The organism is Roseixanthobacter finlandensis, from assembly GCF_043195105.2.
GTDB lineage: Bacteria > Pseudomonadota > Alphaproteobacteria > Rhizobiales > Xanthobacteraceae > NCEH01.
Window position 1 is genome coordinate 2,430,413 of record NZ_CM195536.1, and the last position, 17,165, is coordinate 2,447,577.

Below are 17,165 nucleotides of genomic sequence, written 5' to 3' on the forward strand. Positions count from 1 at the left end.
AGCGGCAGGCGACAAGGCCCAAGGTCTCGGTGCCTGAATCCACCGGCTTGCAAAATCCCCGGGCTACGCCTTCTTCGCCCGCCCCCCCCGGCCGCTCGGCTTTGGTGCCGGCGTCTGCGCCGGCGTCTCGGCCGGTACCTCGGCCTGCGGCTTGGCGGAACTCTTCGGTAGGGGCGATCGCTCTCTCAAATGTGCCACTTCAAAGGCATCTGTGATCTTCATAAGACCTTCTAGTGCCGGCTTTTTCTTTGCCGGGGCCTTCGTCTTCGCCTTGCTCTTGGGTGCGTCCGCTTCTGGCTCCTTTATGCCAAAGCCAAGCTCATAGAGGAGAACTCGAGCTGGTGATGCTTCCAAGCCAGCGCGGTTTTTATCCAGCTTTTTCACCAGAGCCGCAACTTCAGTATCCTTCAGCGTATCGAGAAGCACGGTCGCGAGATCGCTGCCGATGGCCTTGAACAGCGCGCGCAGGCCGTCGAGCGTCAGCCCCTTGGCCTTGATTTGTTTAACCAGCAGCTTCTCGGCAGCGACCGCGACATCGGTTGAGAGGTCCGGGAAAGCTGCCGGATGGGCGCCGATCGCCGCGAAGACGGCATGCCCGTCAAGATGGATGGCCATCGAGAATGTCCTTCATTTCGCCGAGAAGTTGGTTAAGCGCTGTGGTGATCACCGGTCCATATTTGGCCTGAAAGGTCCGTCCCGGCTGGTCGGTGCAGACGTCGGCCAGGATTGCAGCCTGAGGAATAACTGTTTTGAAAAGATAATATGGTGGATCCATCGATGCCGCTTCCAAGCGCATTCGCTCGCGTGTGAGATTGTGGATGCGAATGTTCTGGCACCGCGAAAAAAGGACATACGGCAACCGTCGGGGCATCGGGAGCGAGGTGCTTTGGGCAAGTGGCCCGCGCCAAAAACTATTGGAGAACGCCGATAAGCCGAGCGTTGACATTGAATCGGGAATGGTCGGAAGCAGAACCATGTCGGCACCGCGGATGGCGACCTCGGTTAAAAGAGAGATGCCCGGTGCGCAGTCGAAGAAAATATAATCATACTCTTGTTGCAGTGGCGGAATTTCCCGTTCCATTCGGGTCCAAATACGTTTTGACAGAGCGTCGATGTCAAACCCTTTTTTAATCAGAGCACTTAATAGATATCGCTCAACATATCTAAGCGTTGGATCGGCAGCAATTAAAGAGACACTTAACAAATTAGCCTTATATGTAGTTGTTGTTACCTGATTTCTAATAAACTGAGTGATTTTTCTTTGTTTTCCATCAACAAATACATCCTCTAAAAAGTAGCTAATTGTACGTTCTTCTAAAAATAATTGGCGTAGAAGGGCGTTTCCCCCCAAAGAATACGAAACGCTCGCCTGTGCATCGAGGTCGATGACGAGCACCCGATTTCCGTCCGCCGCCAAGGCTTCCGCTAGCATCACCACCGTGGTGGTCTTGCCGACGCCGCCTTTCATGTTGGCGACGGCGATCACGCGTCCAGGCCGGGGCATCAGGCGTCCTCCTTCAGGGCTTTCTTGAGCGCGGCGCGGTTGTGCGGGTTCAGGCGGCTTTCCAGAAACCCGTCCACCGTCTTCGGCGGCGTCGCCTTGCGCTTGGGGTCGAGCAGGATTTCATAGCTTTCGAGGTCCTGCGGGCGCACCGAGAGGATCAGGCCGATGCCGTGCTCCTCGCATTGCTTCTGCACGTCCGGCAGGCGCGCCCGCGCCCGGGACTCCTCCGGCAAGTGCCAGATGAGATGGCCGAAATGGGTAAAGTGTGTCTGCGCCAGCGCCTCATGCACGGCCTGAATCGAGCCGCCAGCTTCGGTCTTCAGCTCGAAGGCGTGCACATCGAGCTGCGATCCGGGCATGAAGGTGAAGCGCATCAGACTCACCAGCATGAAATCCGGCTGCGCCCATTGGCCGGAGCTAGGGCCGATGGCGGAAATGTCTTGCATGAGGGCGAGCGCGCCCTTCGGCAGATCGAGATTGCGCACGAAGATGGTGGAGAGATAGCGCGCCACGGGCGCCATCAATTCCGCTTCCAGCGGCGCCGTCGGCGACGCCAGAGCCACTGCGGGAGCCACCGGCACGGCGGGCGGAGTCTTCAGAAGGAAGATCTTGCCGCCCTGGCCCCGCTCGCGGCCCACTCGGCCGCGTTTCAGCAGCAGGTCGCGGGCGAAGAAGAAATCCTCGGTGGAGACCGGCTGGGCGAGGTGCTGGGACAGCATGGCCCGCAGCACCCGGTTCAGCACGGGCGCGCCATCCGGAGGCAAAAGATCAAGCATCTGCTCGGCGATGCCGGCAGCCGTACGATCTGACATGCGGCCCCGTTCCCCGAACCCGGTGCACCCATAAGTTTCAGGAGTTCAACAATATACCGTCGTCAAATGCAAGCATCCTCGCGCGTCTGCGAGAGTTGAAAAGGCTTGCCGGCGAAAATGTCTCAGGGGCCATGGCTCCGCTTTCCGGACCCGGCGCAACGATACGCCAATGGCATGCGCAGATTGCATGTTGAATTGCATGCGCGCCGCCACGAACCGTCGCGCGGGCCGGCTTGAGTCCGAAGGCCGGCGGGCGCATGGATGGGGCGCCGCGCGACGCAAGTGCTTCGAGATTCGCCTCGCGCGCCTCCCAGCCGCGCCGACCGGCGCACTCCTCCTTGCCTCACCGGTCGCCCATGGAAACGATTCTCTCAGCGCTGCTTCCCGTCTTCTGCGTGGTCGCCCTCGGGACGGGCCTGCGGCGCTGGGTTCTGCCGGATCCCGCCCATTGGGTCGGCCTGGAGCAGATCACGTACTATGTGCTGTTTCCCGCCCTGTTGCTGGTTTCGGCGATCCGGGTGGACATGTCGCGCGTGAGCGTGATCGGCACGGTTGGAGCCATGGGCCTCTCGCTCGCTGTGCTGTGCGCCGGATTGCTGGTGGCCCGCGCCCGTTTGATGCGGCTGCACGGCATCGATGGACCGGCGTTCACTTCCGTGTTCCAGGGCACGGTGCGCTGGAACACCTATGTGGCGCTGGCGCTTGCGGATGGGCTCTATGGCACGCCGGGGGTGGCCGTCGCGGCGGTGATGCTGGTGTGCCTGATCCCTGCGATCAATGTCGTGGTGGTGGCGGTCCTGGCCCGCTACGCCGGTGCCGAGGCGCCCACCGCCGGGCGCATCGTCCGCCAGCTCATCCGCAATCCGCTGATCGTGTCCTGCCTCGCGGGCGCGGCGATCAACATCTCCCATGTGCCGGTGCCGCATATGGCGCTGGAGGTTGCCGACATCCTCGGCCGCGCATCGCTGGCCGTGGGATTAGTGGTGGTGGGGGCGGGTGTCAGCGTGCGGCATCTGGTGCGGCCGGCTGCCGGCGCGCTTTATTCCATTGGGCTGTGTCTGCTTGTGAAGCCGGCGCTGGCGCTGGCCTTCGGTCTGGCGCTGGGGCTCAAGGGCATGGAGCTGGTGGTGGTCACGGTCATCTGTGCCGTGCCCTCGGCGCCGGCCGGCTACGTCCTGGCCCGCCAGATGGGCGGCGATGCCCCTCTCCTGGCGCAGATCCTGACGCTGCAACTGGTGGTCGCCGCGCTGACATTGCCGCTCGTAGTCGCCGCGGCACTCGTCATTGGCGGATGAAACATGCCGCGCCCGATGTTCGGGCGAAATCGCGGTTTCATGCGGAGAGAACAACGGAAAAGGGCGGCCGAAGCCGCCCTGATTGCATGTTCGTCCGTGTCGCAAGCCTCAGCAGGCGCCCCAATAGCCGTTGCCGTGGGTGTCGGTCGGGAACCAGCATCCGCCACGGGCCTGCGGGGCATAAACCACGGGCGGGGCGGGGGCATAGAGGGCCGGCGGGGGCGGAGCGTAATAGACCGGCGGTGGCGGAGGCGGAGCGCTGGCCGCGCCGGCGATCGCCGCCGCGCCGAGAATGCCGAGCGCAATGCCCGCCCCGACCGCCGCGCCATTGTTGTTATTGTTGTAATAGCGGCCGCAATTCCAGCAGCCGCCACGACCATAGCCGTAGCGCGGACCCCAATATTGAACCTGGGTCACGCCATTCGGTACGGCTGCGGAGAGGCTCGCCGCGCCGGTGCCGATCGCCCCGGCCATGGCCGGTGTCAGCGAGATCACGCCAAGGGCCGCCACCAGCCCCAGTGCCGCGACCTGCTTGGTGAGAATGGACATGGTGAACATCTCCTGAACGTTGCGACGTCCCGCGCTCGAAACTTGAGGCGCGAGAACCGTTTCGATTGGTATCGGCCACGATCTAAGCCGAATTGTGTCTGCGCTTTCGAGCCTCAATACTGCGCCGCACGCTGTGAATGCGTTGTGAATGAACAATGGCACGGAAACGTCAAATTTCTGTTCTCCCGGCGAACATGGGACCGCCCACGGTCACGGGCATCGCCGAATGGCCTGTGGCCCGCGCACGTTCTACCCTTGCGGCTGGGGCCGAGTGTGGTTAAGCCTGCCGCCTGCCATGCAATCTTCTCCCGCCTTCACCCTTGATCGCCGCGACCTAATCGGCATCGAAGGTCTTTCAGCCGGCGAGATCGTCGGCCTGCTGGATCTTGCCGAGGAATTCGTCGATCTCAACCGGCAGATCGAGAAGAAGCGCACCACTTTGCGCGGGCGCACGCAGATCAATCTGTTCTTCGAGGCTTCCACCCGCACGCAATCTTCTTTCGAGATCGCCGGCAAGCGCCTGGGTGCCGACGTGATGAACATGTCGGTGGGAACTTCGTCGGTGAAGAAGGGCGAAAGCCTCATCGACACCGCGATGACGCTGAATGCCATGCATCCCGATATATTGGTGGTCCGCCACCATGCCTCCGGTGCCGTGGCGCTGCTGGCGCGCAAGGTGGATTGCTGCGTTGTGAATGCCGGCGACGGCGCCCATGAGCACCCCACCCAGGCGCTGCTGGATGCGCTGACCATCCGCCGCAACAAGGGGCGCATCCAGGGGCTGACCGTTGCGATCTGCGGCGATGTGCTGCATTCGCGAGTGGCGCGCTCAAACATTCATTTGCTGTCCGCGCTTGGCGCGAAAGTGCGGGTGATCGCGCCCTCCACCCTGCTGCCGAGCGGCATTGAGCAGTTCGGCATCGAGGTCCACCGCTCCATGGACAGCGGACTGGAGGGGGCGGACATCGTGATGATGCTGCGCCTGCAACGCGAGCGCATGGCCGGCTCGTTCATTCCTTCGGTGAAGGAATATTTCCATTATTTCGGCCTCGACCAAGCCAAGCTCCGGTGCGCCAAGCCCGATGCCCTGGTGATGCATCCCGGTCCCATGAATCGGGGCGTCGAGATCGATTCCAGCGTCGCCGACGGGCCGCAATCCCTGATCCGGGAACAGGTGGAAATGGGCGTCGCGGTCCGCATGGCGGTGCTCGATGCCCTGGCGCGGAAACTGCCCAATGCGTGAGACCGTCCGCCCGTCCGATATCCGCCCGGTGGTTCTCGCGAACGCGCGGGTCATCGACCCCTCGCGAGGTTCGGATTTCCACGGCGACGTCCTGATCATCGAGGGGCGCATCGAGGACAGCGCCTTTGGTATCGCCGCCGCCGGCGTTCCGGATGGGGCGGAAGTGGTGGATTGCCGGGGCGCCATCGTCGCGCCGGGCCTCGTCGACATGCGCGCCTTTGTCGGCGAGCCGGGCGCGGAACATCGTGAGACCCTGGCCACGGCGAGCCGTGCGGCGGCGGCGGGCGGCGTCACCACCATCGTCTGCCAGCCGGAGACCGACCCGGTGGTGGATGATCCCGCGATCGTCGACTTCATCCTGCGCCGGGCCCGCGATACAGCAATCGTGCGCGTGCACCCCATGGCCGCCCTCACCAAAGGGCTCAAGGGTGAGGAAATGACCGAAATCGGCCTGCTTCAGGCGGCCGGCGCGGTGGCCTTTACCGATGGGCCGCATTCGCTGAAGAGCGCGCAGGTGCTGCGCCGCTGCCTGACTTACGCCCGTGATTTCGATGCCCTGATCGTCCATCACACCGAAGATGCCTCGATGTCGCAGGGCACGATGAACGAAGGGGCCTTCGCCACCCGCCTCGGCCTGCCGGGCAATCCGAAATCCGCCGAAGCCATCGTGCTGGAACGCGACCTGCGACTCGTGGATGGGGCGCGCGGGCGATATCACGCCGCGGCTCTCACATGCGCCGAATCGCTGGAAGTGCTGGCGCGGGCAAAGCATGCCGGGCTGCCAGTCACCGCCTCGGCGAGCATCAACCATCTCAGCTTCAACGAGTTGGATATCGGCCAGTACCGCACCTATTTCAAATTGAACCCGCCGCTGCGGAGTGAGGAGGATCGGCAGGCGCTGATCCATGCGCTCGCGTCCGGCCTCATTGACGTCGTGGTGTCTGACCACATCCCGCAGGACGTGGAGATGAAGCGTCTCCCCTTCTCGGAGGCGGAGCCCGGCGCCATCGGCATGGAAACCCTGCTTTCGGCGGCATTGCGGCTGGTGCATTCCGACCAGGTCGACATCGTGAACGTGCTGCGCGCGCTGTCCACCCGGCCGGCGGAATTGCTCGGCCTGCCCACGGGAACCCTGCGCCCCGGTGCGCCGGCGGATCTCGTGGTGTTCGATCCGGACATGCCGTGGCTGGTGGATCCCGCCCAGCTGAACTCACGCTCGCGCAACACGCCGTTCGATGAAGCCCGCATGAGCGGGCGCGTGCTGCGAACACTTGTTGCCGGGCGCACGGTATACGAATACGTTTGATTGGCCGGCCGGGCCGGCACGTGGGGCTTGTGCATGCAGCTTTCCTGGACTCTCGCCTTGCCCTGGACCCTGGCGGCGCTGGCCCTCGGCTATGTCCTGGGCTCGATCCCCTTCGGCATCATCATCACGCGCCTTGCCGGCACCCGCGACATCCGCACCATTGGTTCGGGAAATATCGGCGCAACCAATGTCTTGCGCACCGGCCGCAAGGATCTTGCCGCGCTTACTTTGCTGGGCGACGCGCTGAAGGGCACGGCGGCGGTGCTCGTCGCGCGTGCGTGGCTGGGGCAGGACGCCGCGCTCGTCGCAGGCCTCGGGGCATTTCTCGGCCACCTGTTCCCGGTGTGGCTCGGATTCAAAGGAGGAAAGGGAGTTGCGACCTTCCTCGGCGTGGCGCTCGGGCTCGCCTGGGCATCTGCCCTGGTGTTCGCGCTGGCATGGCTCGGCATTGCTGCGCTGACGCGCTATTCCTCACTCTCCGCGCTGATCGCCTCGGCGGCGACTGCGCTATCCGCCTATTTCGTGGGCGGGCTCGAGATGGGCCTGCTGATGGCGGGCCTCGCCGTGCTGCTCTGGGCCAAGCATCACGCCAATATCGCCCGCCTGCTGTCCGGCACCGAAGGCCGTATCGGCCAGAAGGATTAAGGGAATGGCACGACGGGGCGTCACCCTTTCGCCCCGGCAGCGCGCCGACTGGCTTCGGCTGATTCGCACCGAACAGGTGGGGCCACGCACGTTCCGAGCCCTCATCAACCAATTCGGCGGGGCCGCCGCCGCGCTTGAGGCCCTGCCGACCCTTGCGCGCAAAGGCGGACGACTCATTCCTCCCCGCGTTCCGACGCTGGCTGAGGCCGAGGACGAAATCGCGGCCCTTGCGCGCATCGGCGGCCGGCTGGTCGCCATGGGCGAGGCGGATTATCCCCATCCCCTCCAGGAAATCGACGATGCGCCGCCGCTCCTGTGTGTGCGCGGCACGGGCGATACATTGCGGTTGCCGAAGATCGCCATCGTCGGCGCCCGCAATGCCTCGGCCGCCGGGCGAACGCTGGCCGGCCGCTTTGCCCGCGATCTCGGGGCGGCGGGCTATGCGATCGTGTCGGGCCTCGCGCGCGGCATAGACGCGGCCGCCCATGAAGCCAGTCTCGCAAGCGGTACCATCGGCGTGTTTGCCGGCGGGTTGGCGCGGCCCTATCCGCCGGAAAACCTCAAATTAATTGAGGCGGTCGCCGAGCAGGGCGCGCTGGTGTCAGAAATGCCACTCAACTGGGAGCCGCGCGCACGGGACTTTCCGCGCCGCAACCGCCTCGTCTCCGGCATGGCGCTGGGGGTCGTGGTGGTGGAGGCAGCGGAACGCTCCGGCTCGCTCATCACCGCGCGCCTTGCCGCCGAACAGGGGCGAGAGGTGTTCGCGATTCCCGGTTCTCCCCTGGATCCGCGCGCCGGCGGCACCAATGCACTGCTGAAGCGGGGGGCAACCCTCGTGACGTGCGCCGGCGACGTGGTGGAAGCGCTGACTCCCCTGTTCGCGCATCTGCCCGCACAGGATCTCGAAGCGCCCACCGCTCCAACCGAGCCTTCCCCTCCCGACGACTCGGTGCGCGCACGTATCGCAGAACTGCTCGGGCCGGTGCCGACTCCCATGGACGATCTGGTACGGTTCTCCGGTGCGAGCGTCAGCGATGTGCAATGGGTGCTTCTGGAACTGGATCTGGCGGGACGGCTTGAGCGGCATGGCGGGGGATTGGTGAGCCTGCGTTAGCTATTCGCTCGCCTCCTGGGTCTTGCCCAACGGCCGTGGCTGGGCGATGCCGCGCGCTTCCATTCTAGACATTTCCAGCAGATAGGCGAGAGTGGACAGCCGGTGCAGGCGTGCCAGGCGCGATAATTCGGCTGTCAACGACGCCACATAGGCCGCGAACTCGGCAGCCTGATCCTCGTTAAAGTCTTCACGCGCCCCAGACATCCCGACATCCTCTTGCCCCGTCCACAGTCGCGCATCCTGCGAGTTGGGAGTGGTTAAACAAGCTACTCAGGGTTGTATTCACGAAAGGATGGCTTGGAAGGCAGGTCGCGGTCTGCGGATTTGACAGGCCGTGCGCCGCACCCCATGTTGCCGCCGCCGCCAGGGGCCGCGGCGATTTCAAGAGACAGCAGCCGTCATGCAGGTCGTCATCGTCGAATCGCCCGCAAAGGCGAAGACGATCAACAAATATCTTGGTCCGGATTATGAGGTCATCGCCTCCTACGGACATGTCCGCGATCTCCCATCGAAGGACGGCTCGGTTGATCCCGAGGCCGACTTCCGCATGCTTTGGGAGGTCGACCCGAAATCGCAGAAGCGCCTGAGCGACATCGCCAAGGCGGTGAAGGCGGCCGATGGGCTGATCCTCGCCACCGATCCGGATCGTGAAGGCGAGGCGATTTCCTGGCACGTGCTCGAGGTGCTGCGCGAGAAGAAGGCGCTCAAGGGCCAGAAGGTCGAGCGCGTGGTGTTCAACGCCATCACCAAGCAGGCGGTGCTGGAAGCGATGAAGCAGCCGCGCGCGGTCGATATCGCGCTTGTGGACGCCTATCTCGCGCGACGCGCCCTGGATTACTTGGTGGGCTTCACCCTTTCGCCGGTGCTGTGGCGCAAGCTTCCGGGCGCCCGCTCGGCGGGCCGCGTCCAGTCCGTGGCTCTGCGTCTGGTCTGCGACCGCGAGCGCGAGATCGAGACCTTCGTCGCTCGCGAATATTGGTCGATCGCCGCCCAGCTCGCGACCCCGCGCGGCGAAACGTTCGAAGCGCGCCTCTCGGGCGCCGACGGCAAGAAAATCACGCGCCTGTCGGTCGGCACCGCCGAGGAGGCCGCCGCCTTCCGCGCGGCGCTGGAGAGCGCCGCCTTCTCGGTGCGCAATGTTGAGGCGAAGCCGCTCAAGCGGCATCCCCAGCCACCCTTCACCACGTCGACGCTCCAGCAGGAAGCGAGCCGCAAGCTCGGCCTCGCGCCGGCCCGCACCATGCAGATCGCCCAGCGCCTGTATGAGGGCGTGGACATCGGCGGCGAGACCGTGGGTCTCATCACTTATATGCGAACCGATGGTGTGGACATGGCGCCGGAAGCCGTGGCGGCGACACGCAGTGCCATCGGCAAGCAGTTCGGCGACCGCTATCTGCCGGCCGTTCCGCGCAAATACACCACCAAGGCCAAGAATGCCCAGGAGGCCCACGAGGCCATCCGCCCCACCGATTCCCATCGCAGCCCGCGCGAGGTGGCGCGCCATCTCGATGCCGACCAGGCTCGGCTCTATGAGTTGATCTGGACCCGCACGGTAGCGAGCCAGATGGAATCTGCGGCGCTGGAGCGCACCACGGCCGACATCATCGCCCAGGCCGGCGCGCGTACGCTGGATCTCACCGCCACCGGAACCGTGGTCAAGTTCGACGGGTTCCTCGCGCTTTATCGCGAAGGCAAGGACGACGACGACGAGGACGAGGAGAGCCGCCGGCTCCCCGCCATGTCGGCTGGGGAAAAGCTGGACAAGCGCGAGATCGTGACCGCCCAGCATTTCACCGAGCCGCCGCCGCGCTTCTCTGAAGCTTCGCTGGTGAAGCGCATGGAGGAGCTCGGCATCGGCCGTCCCTCCACCTATGCGGCGGTGCTCGCGGTCTTGCAGGACCGCGAATATGTGAAGCTTGAGAAGAAGCGCCTCGTCGCCGAGGACAAGGGGCGGCTCGTGACAGCCTTCCTGGAGAGCTTCTTCAAAAAGTACGTGGAATACGACTTCACCGCCGACCTGGAAGAGAAGCTGGATCGCGTCTCCGCCGACGAGGTGGACTGGAAGCAGGTGTTGCGCGAATTCTGGGCGGACTTTTCGCTGGCGGTCGATGCCACCAAGGACCTGCGCGTCTCGCAGGTGCTCGATGCGCTCGACGAGATGCTCACCGCGCACATCTTCCCGCCGAAGGCGGACGGCACGGATCCGCGCCTGTGTCCCACCTGTGGCAGTGGCCGGCTCTCGCTGAAGATGGGCAAGTTCGGCGCCTTCATCGGCTGCTCCAATTATCCCGAATGCCGCCATACCCAGCCCCTCAGCGGGGAAGCGCCGCAGGAAGGCGAGGGCACCCGCAAGCTCGGCGCCGATCCCGAGACTGGGCTCGAAGTCACGATCCGCGACGGGCGCTTCGGCACCTATCTGCAATTGGGGGAGGGCGTGGACGGCGCCAAGCCCAAGCGCTCCAGCCTGCCCAAGGGCCTGAAGCCTGCCGATGTGGACCTTGAGACAGCGCTTGCGCTGCTCGCGCTGCCGCGCCCCATCGGGGTGCATCCGGAGGATGGCGAACCCATTCTCGCCGGCATCGGCCGGTTCGGGCCCTATATCCAGCACGGCAAGGTGTATGCGAACATTGAGGACGGCGACGATATTCTCGCCATCGGACTCAATCGCGCGATCACCCTCCTGGCCGAGAAACAATCGAAGGGCAGGGGCGCGCGCGGTGGCGCCACGGCCGGCCGCAATCTCGGCGATCATCCGAGCGGTGGGGCGATTACCGTTCGGCCGGGCCGGTTCGGGCCTTATGTCAATCACGGCAAGATCAACGCCACCTTGCCCAAGGCGCTCGATCCCGACCAGCTCACGCTGGCGGAGGCGATCGCGCTGATCGATGCAAAGGCCGCGACCGCGCCCGCCGGCAAGATGGCGCGCAAGGCTCCGGCAAAGAAGGCGGCGGCACCCAAGGCCAAGGCAGCGACTGTCAAGGATGGGGACGAGTCGGCTGCGGCAAAGCCCAAGGCTGCGGCGAAAAAGCCCGCGGCCAAAAAGGCCACGAGCCCCAAGACCACCGCGAAGGCCAAGTCGAAAGCCTCCTGACCGGTAGTCTCCTGACCGCCCAGTCAGGAGCCTCGTTCTTCTGAAGATGCCGGCTCAGCGCCGGCGCCTCACTCGGCGAGGGCGGGCACCTCTTCTGCGTCGCGGACGGTGCGGCGCAGCGGTCGTTCTTCCATGGCGATCAGGAAGCCGAGGCCGCACAGCATCGCCACCGCCGCCGCTCCGAACACCAAATGGAAGGCGTGGCTCAGCACGGCCGGATCGGAATCGTGCACCAGCATCGCGATATCGCCCTGCTGGGACACGCCCAGCGCCCCGAGTAGAACCGCGCCAAGCATTGCCACGAAGATGGCCGCGCCGAGGGCGCGGAAGAAATTCGACGTGCCGGTGGCGGTGCCCAATTGGTGCGGCAAAACGGCGTTCTGGATCGCGACCGTGGACACCGGCAGCACGGTCCCGATGCCGATGCCCATGAGCCCGAGCATCACCAGCAGCAGCGCCGTGGGCACGTGGTCCGGCAGCAGGGCGAACGCCACCAGGCACGCGCACGAGATGGACAGCCCGATCATCGCCGGCAGTTTGTAATGGGTCAGCCGTGCCATCGCCCGGCCGGAGATGGTCGCGCCCAGCACCACGCCCGCCGATTGCGGAATGAGGGCGAGGCCCGACTGGCTGGGCGTGAACAGGCGCACGGTTTCGAAATAAAGCGGCACATTGATCGACAGCGCGATCATGATGCCGGCCACGAAGAACACCGAGCTGACGCTCATGCTGACCACGCGGTTGGCGAGGATCGAGAGCGGCAGAAACGGTTCCGGCGCGGTCCTCATGCGCCATACGAAGGCGATGGAAAGCACCAGCGCGGCCGCGAACAGGCCGAGGATGGGCGCGGAGTCCCAGGGATAGTGCACGCCGCCCCAGGTGAGGGCGAGCAGCAAGGTGGTGGCCGCGGCGATCATGAGCGCGCCGCCCAGCACGTCGACCTTGTGGCGCCGTTCGTGGCGCGGCAGGCGGCGCAGGGTCCGTTCGGTCATCAGGAAAGCGGCAAGGCCGAGCGGCAGGTTGATCCAGAAGATCAGCGACCAGTGGAGGTGATCGGCGATCACGCCGCCCAGCACCGGACCGGCGATGCTGCTGGCCGCGAACACGCTGGCGATATAGCCCTGATACCGTCCCCGCTCGCGGGGCGAGACGACGTCGGCGATGATGGTCTGCGCCAGCGAAATCAAGCCGCCGCCGCCCAATCCCTGAAGGCCGCGCGCCAGAATCAGCGCGAGCATGCTCGGCGCCAGGGCGCAGGCCAGCGAGCCCAGCATGAACACGCCGATGGCGAACAGCAGCACCACGCGCCGCCCGAACACGTCGCTCAGCTTGCCATAGAGCGGCGTCACTGCGGTTGAGCTCAGCAGATAGGCCGTGACGACCCAGGACAGATTGGCGAAATCGTTCAGGTCCGAGCCGATGGTGGGAAGGGCGGTCGCAACGATGGTCTGGTCCAGCGCGGCCAGCAGCATCGCCAGCGTAATGCCGATGATGATGGTCAGGATCTCCGCATGGCTCAGGGACGCGGCGGAGGGGGACGGGGCGGGACTGGACGGTTCGGTCGGTGCGCTCATGAAACACTCATCGCAAAGCGGCTGAGCCGCGAGCCCGGATAATGCAGGCGGGCGGGAAAGCGCCGCACTCTCGGCCTGCTGCGCCTTTCGTTCAACGCCCGAAGCGGCTTTTAGGTACGAAAGTTTTCGAACTCGCCGTTTCGTGACAGCTTTCGGCGCCTACGGAATGTGGGTTGATGGCGTTGTGTCCGAAAAATCGGCTGGGCGTGCAGGGCCGCGCGGCACGCATGGGCAAACGCTGGCAGAAGGCGGTCCGCTCAGGTAGGTTCGGCCCGATCATTGGACCCTTGCCTTGCCGAAATCCTCAACTCCCGCCGGCCGTTCCCCCCGTCCCCGCCCAAAGGCCGGGGGCAAGACGCGCGCCGGCCGCCGACTCGCGGCGGTCGAGGCGGAGGCGCGCGCGGCCTTCGTGCCGCCGGCCCGTCAGGGCGAGGTACCCACCAAAGCGGAGCTGACGGCCTTCATCGCGGCGCGCGGCGGCGAAGTGGACAAGCGGGAGATTGCCCGCGCCTATGGGCTCGATTCCGCGCAGAAGATCGAACTGAAGGCGCTGCTGCGCGATCTCGCCGAAGATGGAGCGGTGGAGCGCCGCCGCCGCAAGGTTCATGTGCCCGGTGCACTTGGGGGCGTGCTGCTGGCGGATATCGCAAGCCGCGACGCCGACGGCGATCTGATTGCCGTTCCGGTGGAATGGGACGAGGAGCAGCACGGCGAGCCGCCGCGCATCCGCGTCGTCATGGCCCGGCGCGGGCAGGGGCCGGCGCCCGGCCTCTCCGATCGCGTGCTGCTGCGCATTTTCGATGACCGCGCGCAGGAAGGTCTGCCCACCGGCCGGGTCATCAAGGTGCTGGAGAAGGCGCGAAAGCAGACCATCGGCATCTTCCGCGCCGCACCGCACGGCGGCGGCGGGCGCATCATCCCGGTGGACAAGAAAAATCTCGGCCGTGAATTGCAGGTGCCGCCCGGCGCCGAGCAGGAGGCGCAGGACGGCGATTTGGTCTCGGTCGAACTCATGCGCCAGCGTGTGTTCGGCCTGCCCACGGCGCGGGTGAAGGAGCGGCTCGGCTCGCTGGCGACCGAAAAGGCGATCTCGCTGGTCGCCATCCACGCCCACGGCATTCCCCATGTCTTCCCGCCAGCGGTGCTTGAGGAAGCCGCCGCCGCCAAGCCGGTAAAGCTTGCCGGACGGGAGGACTGGCGCAAGCTGCCCCTCCTCACCATCGACCCGCCGGACGCCAAGGACCATGACGACGCGGTCCATGCCGAGGCGGACGAAGACCCCGCCAATAAGGGCGGCTTTATTCTCACGGTCGCCATTGCCGACGTGGCGGCCTATATCCCGCCCGGCTCCGCGCTGGACCGCGAGGCGCTGCTGCGGGGCAACTCGGTCTATTTCCCCGACCGGGTCGTGCCCATGCTGCCGGAGCGCATTTCCAACGATCTGTGCTCGCTGCGCCCGCACGAGGACCGTCCGGCACTGGCGGTCCGCATGGTCATCGGCGCCGACGGGCGCAAGCGCGGCCACACCTTCCATCGCGTCCTGATGCGCTCGGCGGCGAAACTGGCTTATGCGCAGGCCCAGGCGGCCATCGACGGGCAGGCGGACGATGTCACCGCCCCGCTGCTGGAAGGCGTCCTGCGGCCACTTTATGCCGCCTATGCCTGCCTGAAGATCGCCCGCGAGGCCCGTCAGCCGCTCGATCTGGATCTGCCCGAGCGCAAGATCGTGCTGAAGGAAGACGGCACCGTAGACCGGGTGATCGTGCCGCAGCGCCTGGACGCCCATCGCCTGATCGAGGAGTTCATGATCCTCGCCAATGTGGCGGCGGCGGAGACGCTGGAGGAGAAGCGCACGCCGCTGGTCTATCGCGTGCACGACGGCCCGACACTGGAGAAACTCTCGATCCTGCGGGAGTTCTTGGCGACGCTGGACATCAAGCTGCCCAAGAGCGACCAGGTCCGGCCCTCCAATTTCAACCATATCCTGGCGCAGGTGGTGGGCAGCGATATCGCGCCCATGGTCAATCAGGTGGTGCTGCGCAGCCAGTCCCAGGCGGAATATTCGCCCGAGAATTACGGGCATTTCGGCCTCAACCTGCGGCGCTACGCGCATTTCACCTCGCCGATCCGCCGCTATTCGGACCTGATTGTTCATCGCGGTCTGGTGCGTGCGCACCATTTCGGCAAGGACGGCCTTCCGGAAGGCACCACGCCCGAGCAATTGGCCGAGGTGGCCACCGCCATTTCCGGCACCGAGCGCCGCGCCATGGCGGCGGAGCGCGAGACGGTGGATCGCCTGATCGCCCATCATCTCGCCGACCAGATCGGCGCGACTTTTTCCGCCCGCGTCACCGGGGCCACCAAAGCGGGACTGTTCGTCGCACTCGATGAGACCGGAGCGGACGGATTCATCCCCGCTTCAACGCTGGGCGCCGATTATTATCGGTTCGACGAGACGCGGCAGGCGCTGGTGGGCGATCGCACGGGGGAAATGCACCGCATTGGCGACCGGGTCGAGGTCAAGCTGGTGGAAGCGGCTCCCGTCGCTGGCGCGTTGCGATTTGAGCTTCTGTCGGAGGGCGCCTATGTAAGAGGCGCGCGCGCCGGGGTTCGTTCCGGCCGGCGGCCTGGTCCGGGCAAGGCGCGCAGCTTGAAGCCGGCGGGCGACGCCACCGGCCCGGCGCGCAGAGGCGAGGGGACGCCAGGGCGGGGCAAGCCAGGAACGGGTAAAACCGGATCTGGTAAGCTTGGACCATCCAAGTCGGGCCCGTCGGGGGCGGGCGGGGGACGCAAACGACCATGAGTGCCATTGATCCGACCGGCCCATCCTATGCTTATGGGAAGGTGGCTCCAGTGCCCGGCGGCGAGCGTCCGCTCGGCCGTGCCCTGGCGCGCGGCGCGCTCGGCCGCTGTCCCCAATGCGGCACCGGCCGCATGTTCAGCTCGTATCTCAAAGTGCACGAGGCGTGCCCGGTCTGCGATGAGGAGTTCCACCATCACCGCGCCGACGACGCGCCACCCTATGCTGTGATTTTCGTGGTGGGGCATATCGTCGTACCATTGCTGGTCCTGGTCGAGGAAGTGTTCCGCCCGGAGGTCTGGGTCCACCTCGTCACCTTTCTTCCCCTCACTCTGGTCTTGAGCTTGCTGCTGCTCCCGGTATTGAAGGGGGCTCTCATAGCGTTGCAATGGTCGCGGCGCATGCATGGCTTCGACCCGAACAGTCCCGAACGCGAACCGCGTCCCTCCGCTCTTCCAACGGCCACACAATGACTGATCTTGCTGCACGCCTTTCCGCTGTCGAACGCCAGCAGACCAGCCCGAACGTGCGGCCGCGCGACGCGGCCTCGCTGATCCTGCTCGATCGCAGCCGCAAGGAACCGCGCGTGCTGATGGGGCTGCGCCATCCCGGCCACCGCTTCATGCCCAATGTGTTCGTGTTTCCCGGCGGCAGCCTTGAGGCGAGCGATCGCGCCATGCCGGTGTTTGGCATGCTGGATAATGAAAGCGAGCGCCGCCTTCAGGACCAGACGCCTCGCGCGAGCGCCCAGCGCAGCCGGGCGCTCGCCGCCGCCGCCATCCGAGAGATGTATGAGGAAACCGGCATTCTCGTCGGCACCACCGAGGCCGGCGCGCCGGAAAGCCCGGCCGAGGGTTGGGACGCCTTCCGCGAGCACGGCGTGTTCCCCAATCTGGAATCGCTGACCTTCGTGCTACGCGCCATCACCCCGCCGCGCCGCCCCAAGCGCTTCGACACGCGCTTCTTCGCGGCCGATGTCAGCGCCATCGCGAAGAAGGTGGACGGCATGGTGGGACCGGATTCCGAACTCATCGAAACCCGCTGGCTGACCTTCAAGGAAACCGAGAAGGCGGAACTTCCCGCCATCACCCGCGTCATCCTGGAAGAGGTGCAGGCACGGCTGGACGCCGGCTTCCGGCGCGAAACACCGGTGCCGTTCTACAGCGTGCGCTACGGCAAATTCGTACGCACCCTGCTCGATTAAGCCGCCGGCGGCGGGACACTCTTCAGGA

At 65.5% G+C, this 17,165-nt stretch carries 15 protein-coding genes; 9 read left to right on the forward strand and 6 right to left on the reverse strand.

All coding sequences use genetic code 11. From position 1 onward, the window contains the following. Positions 1 to 63: 63 nt before the first annotated feature. The 3 genes from V5G24_RS11325 to V5G24_RS11335 are packed head-to-tail and all read right to left on the reverse strand — an operon-like array spanning position 64 to position 2,316. Entirely contained in the window at positions 64 to 615 is a 552-nt protein-coding gene (locus V5G24_RS11325; RefSeq protein ID WP_394082630.1) for a hypothetical protein, read from the reverse strand. Beyond that, the gene (locus tag V5G24_RS11330) at positions 599 to 1,504 is read right to left on the reverse strand and encodes a ParA family protein (RefSeq protein WP_394082628.1); all 906 of its coding nucleotides are present in this window, start codon (positions 1,502 to 1,504) and stop codon (positions 599 to 601) included. Before V5G24_RS11330 ends, V5G24_RS11325 begins: the two co-directional genes overlap by 17 nt. Further along, positions 1,504 to 2,316 (reverse strand): hypothetical protein, encoded by an 813-nt coding sequence (locus tag V5G24_RS11335; protein ID WP_394082626.1) that lies wholly within the window; start codon positions 2,314 to 2,316, stop codon positions 1,504 to 1,506. The genes V5G24_RS11330 and V5G24_RS11335 overlap by 1 nt, the downstream gene beginning before the upstream one ends. A 356-nt stretch (positions 2,317 to 2,672) precedes the next feature. On the opposite strand from V5G24_RS11335, the gene V5G24_RS11340 reads away from it, so the two are divergent. Next, positions 2,673 to 3,611 (forward strand): AEC family transporter, encoded by a 939-nt coding sequence (locus V5G24_RS11340; RefSeq protein WP_394082624.1) that lies wholly within the window; start codon positions 2,673 to 2,675, stop codon positions 3,609 to 3,611. A gap of 108 nt (positions 3,612 to 3,719) precedes the next feature. Here V5G24_RS11340 and V5G24_RS11345 read toward each other — a convergent pair whose 3' ends face one another. After that, positions 3,720 to 4,160, reverse strand: coding sequence for a hypothetical protein (locus V5G24_RS11345; RefSeq protein ID WP_394012302.1), 441 nt, complete (start codon positions 4,158 to 4,160; stop codon positions 3,720 to 3,722). 295 nt (positions 4,161 to 4,455) lie between these two features. Here V5G24_RS11345 and V5G24_RS11350 point away from each other — a divergent pair, with 295 nt between their 5' ends. From V5G24_RS11350 to dprA, 4 genes are read left to right on the forward strand one after another with little or no spacing between them, the layout of a single operon-like run. Beyond that, entirely contained in the window at positions 4,456 to 5,403 is a 948-nt protein-coding gene (locus V5G24_RS11350; protein WP_394082622.1) for an aspartate carbamoyltransferase catalytic subunit, read from the forward strand. Beyond that, the gene (locus V5G24_RS11355; protein WP_394082620.1) at positions 5,396 to 6,709 is read left to right on the forward strand and encodes a dihydroorotase; all 1,314 of its coding nucleotides are present in this window, start codon (positions 5,396 to 5,398) and stop codon (positions 6,707 to 6,709) included. Before V5G24_RS11350 ends, V5G24_RS11355 begins: the two co-directional genes overlap by 8 nt. 33 nt (positions 6,710 to 6,742) lie before the next feature. Continuing rightward, entirely contained in the window at positions 6,743 to 7,354 is a 612-nt protein-coding gene (gene plsY, locus V5G24_RS11360) for a glycerol-3-phosphate 1-O-acyltransferase PlsY (protein ID WP_394082618.1), read from the forward strand. A gap of 4 nt (positions 7,355 to 7,358) precedes the next feature. Then, the gene (gene dprA, locus V5G24_RS11365; protein ID WP_394082616.1) at positions 7,359 to 8,468 is read left to right on the forward strand and encodes a DNA-processing protein DprA; all 1,110 of its coding nucleotides are present in this window, start codon (positions 7,359 to 7,361) and stop codon (positions 8,466 to 8,468) included. Here the strand turns inward: dprA and V5G24_RS11370 are convergent, their stop codons facing one another. Further along, positions 8,469 to 8,672: a hypothetical protein gene (locus tag V5G24_RS11370; protein WP_394082614.1), complete on the reverse strand. Its 204-nt coding sequence runs from the start codon at positions 8,670 to 8,672 to the stop codon at positions 8,469 to 8,471. It abuts the gene before it with no gap. A 196-nt stretch (positions 8,673 to 8,868) separates the two neighbouring features. On the opposite strand from V5G24_RS11370, the gene topA reads away from it, so the two are divergent. Further along, a complete protein-coding gene (gene topA, locus V5G24_RS11375) occupies positions 8,869 to 11,559 on the forward strand; it encodes a type I DNA topoisomerase (RefSeq protein ID WP_394082612.1) in 2,691 nt (896 codons plus the stop codon). Between the two features lie 68 nt (positions 11,560 to 11,627). Here topA and V5G24_RS11380 read toward each other — a convergent pair whose 3' ends face one another. Beyond that, the gene (locus V5G24_RS11380) at positions 11,628 to 13,133 is read right to left on the reverse strand and encodes an MDR family MFS transporter (protein ID WP_394082610.1); all 1,506 of its coding nucleotides are present in this window, start codon (positions 13,131 to 13,133) and stop codon (positions 11,628 to 11,630) included. 409 nt (positions 13,134 to 13,542) lie between these two features. Between V5G24_RS11380 and rnr the strand changes: the two genes are divergently transcribed. Genes rnr through V5G24_RS11395 form a run of 3 tightly spaced genes read left to right on the forward strand, consistent with a single transcriptional unit; the run spans position 13,543 to position 17,137 of the window. After that, a complete protein-coding gene (gene rnr, locus V5G24_RS11385) occupies positions 13,543 to 15,936 on the forward strand; it encodes a ribonuclease R (protein WP_394083088.1) in 2,394 nt (797 codons plus the stop codon). Next, positions 15,933 to 16,406, forward strand: a complete 474-nt coding sequence (locus V5G24_RS11390) for a DUF983 domain-containing protein (RefSeq protein WP_394082608.1) — start codon at positions 15,933 to 15,935, stop codon at positions 16,404 to 16,406. The genes rnr and V5G24_RS11390 overlap by 4 nt, the downstream gene beginning before the upstream one ends. Continuing rightward, a complete protein-coding gene (locus tag V5G24_RS11395; RefSeq protein ID WP_394082606.1) occupies positions 16,403 to 17,137 on the forward strand; it encodes an NUDIX hydrolase in 735 nt (244 codons plus the stop codon). Before V5G24_RS11390 ends, V5G24_RS11395 begins: the two co-directional genes overlap by 4 nt. Positions 17,138 to 17,165: the final 28 nt, after the last annotated feature.

What these genes read in the sequence shown, in the direction of transcription:
- V5G24_RS11370 (WP_394082614.1), bottom strand. Translation starts at nt 8,672, where the DNA reads ATGTCTGGGGCGCGTGAAGACTTTAACGAGGATCAGGCTGCCGAGTTC.
- dprA (WP_394082616.1), top strand. Translation starts at nt 7,359, where the DNA reads ATGGCACGACGGGGCGTCACCCTTTCGCCCCGGCAGCGCGCCGACTGG.
- V5G24_RS11395 (WP_394082606.1), top strand. Translation starts at nt 16,403, where the DNA reads ATGACTGATCTTGCTGCACGCCTTTCCGCTGTCGAACGCCAGCAGACC.
- V5G24_RS11355 (WP_394082620.1), top strand. Translation starts at nt 5,396, where the DNA reads ATGCGTGAGACCGTCCGCCCGTCCGATATCCGCCCGGTGGTTCTCGCG.
- V5G24_RS11350 (WP_394082622.1), top strand. Translation starts at nt 4,456, where the DNA reads ATGCAATCTTCTCCCGCCTTCACCCTTGATCGCCGCGACCTAATCGGC.
- V5G24_RS11345 (WP_394012302.1), bottom strand. Translation starts at nt 4,160, where the DNA reads ATGTCCATTCTCACCAAGCAGGTCGCGGCACTGGGGCTGGTGGCGGCC.
- V5G24_RS11330 (WP_394082628.1), bottom strand. Translation starts at nt 1,504, where the DNA reads ATGCCCCGGCCTGGACGCGTGATCGCCGTCGCCAACATGAAAGGCGGC.
- topA (WP_394082612.1), top strand. Translation starts at nt 8,869, where the DNA reads ATGCAGGTCGTCATCGTCGAATCGCCCGCAAAGGCGAAGACGATCAAC.
- V5G24_RS11380 (WP_394082610.1), bottom strand. Translation starts at nt 13,133, where the DNA reads ATGAGCGCACCGACCGAACCGTCCAGTCCCGCCCCGTCCCCCTCCGCC.
- V5G24_RS11390 (WP_394082608.1), top strand. Translation starts at nt 15,933, where the DNA reads ATGAGTGCCATTGATCCGACCGGCCCATCCTATGCTTATGGGAAGGTG.
- V5G24_RS11335 (WP_394082626.1), bottom strand. Translation starts at nt 2,316, where the DNA reads ATGTCAGATCGTACGGCTGCCGGCATCGCCGAGCAGATGCTTGATCTT.
- plsY (WP_394082618.1), top strand. Translation starts at nt 6,743, where the DNA reads ATGCAGCTTTCCTGGACTCTCGCCTTGCCCTGGACCCTGGCGGCGCTG.
- V5G24_RS11325 (WP_394082630.1), bottom strand. Translation starts at nt 615, where the DNA reads ATGGCCATCCATCTTGACGGGCATGCCGTCTTCGCGGCGATCGGCGCC.
- V5G24_RS11340 (WP_394082624.1), top strand. Translation starts at nt 2,673, where the DNA reads ATGGAAACGATTCTCTCAGCGCTGCTTCCCGTCTTCTGCGTGGTCGCC.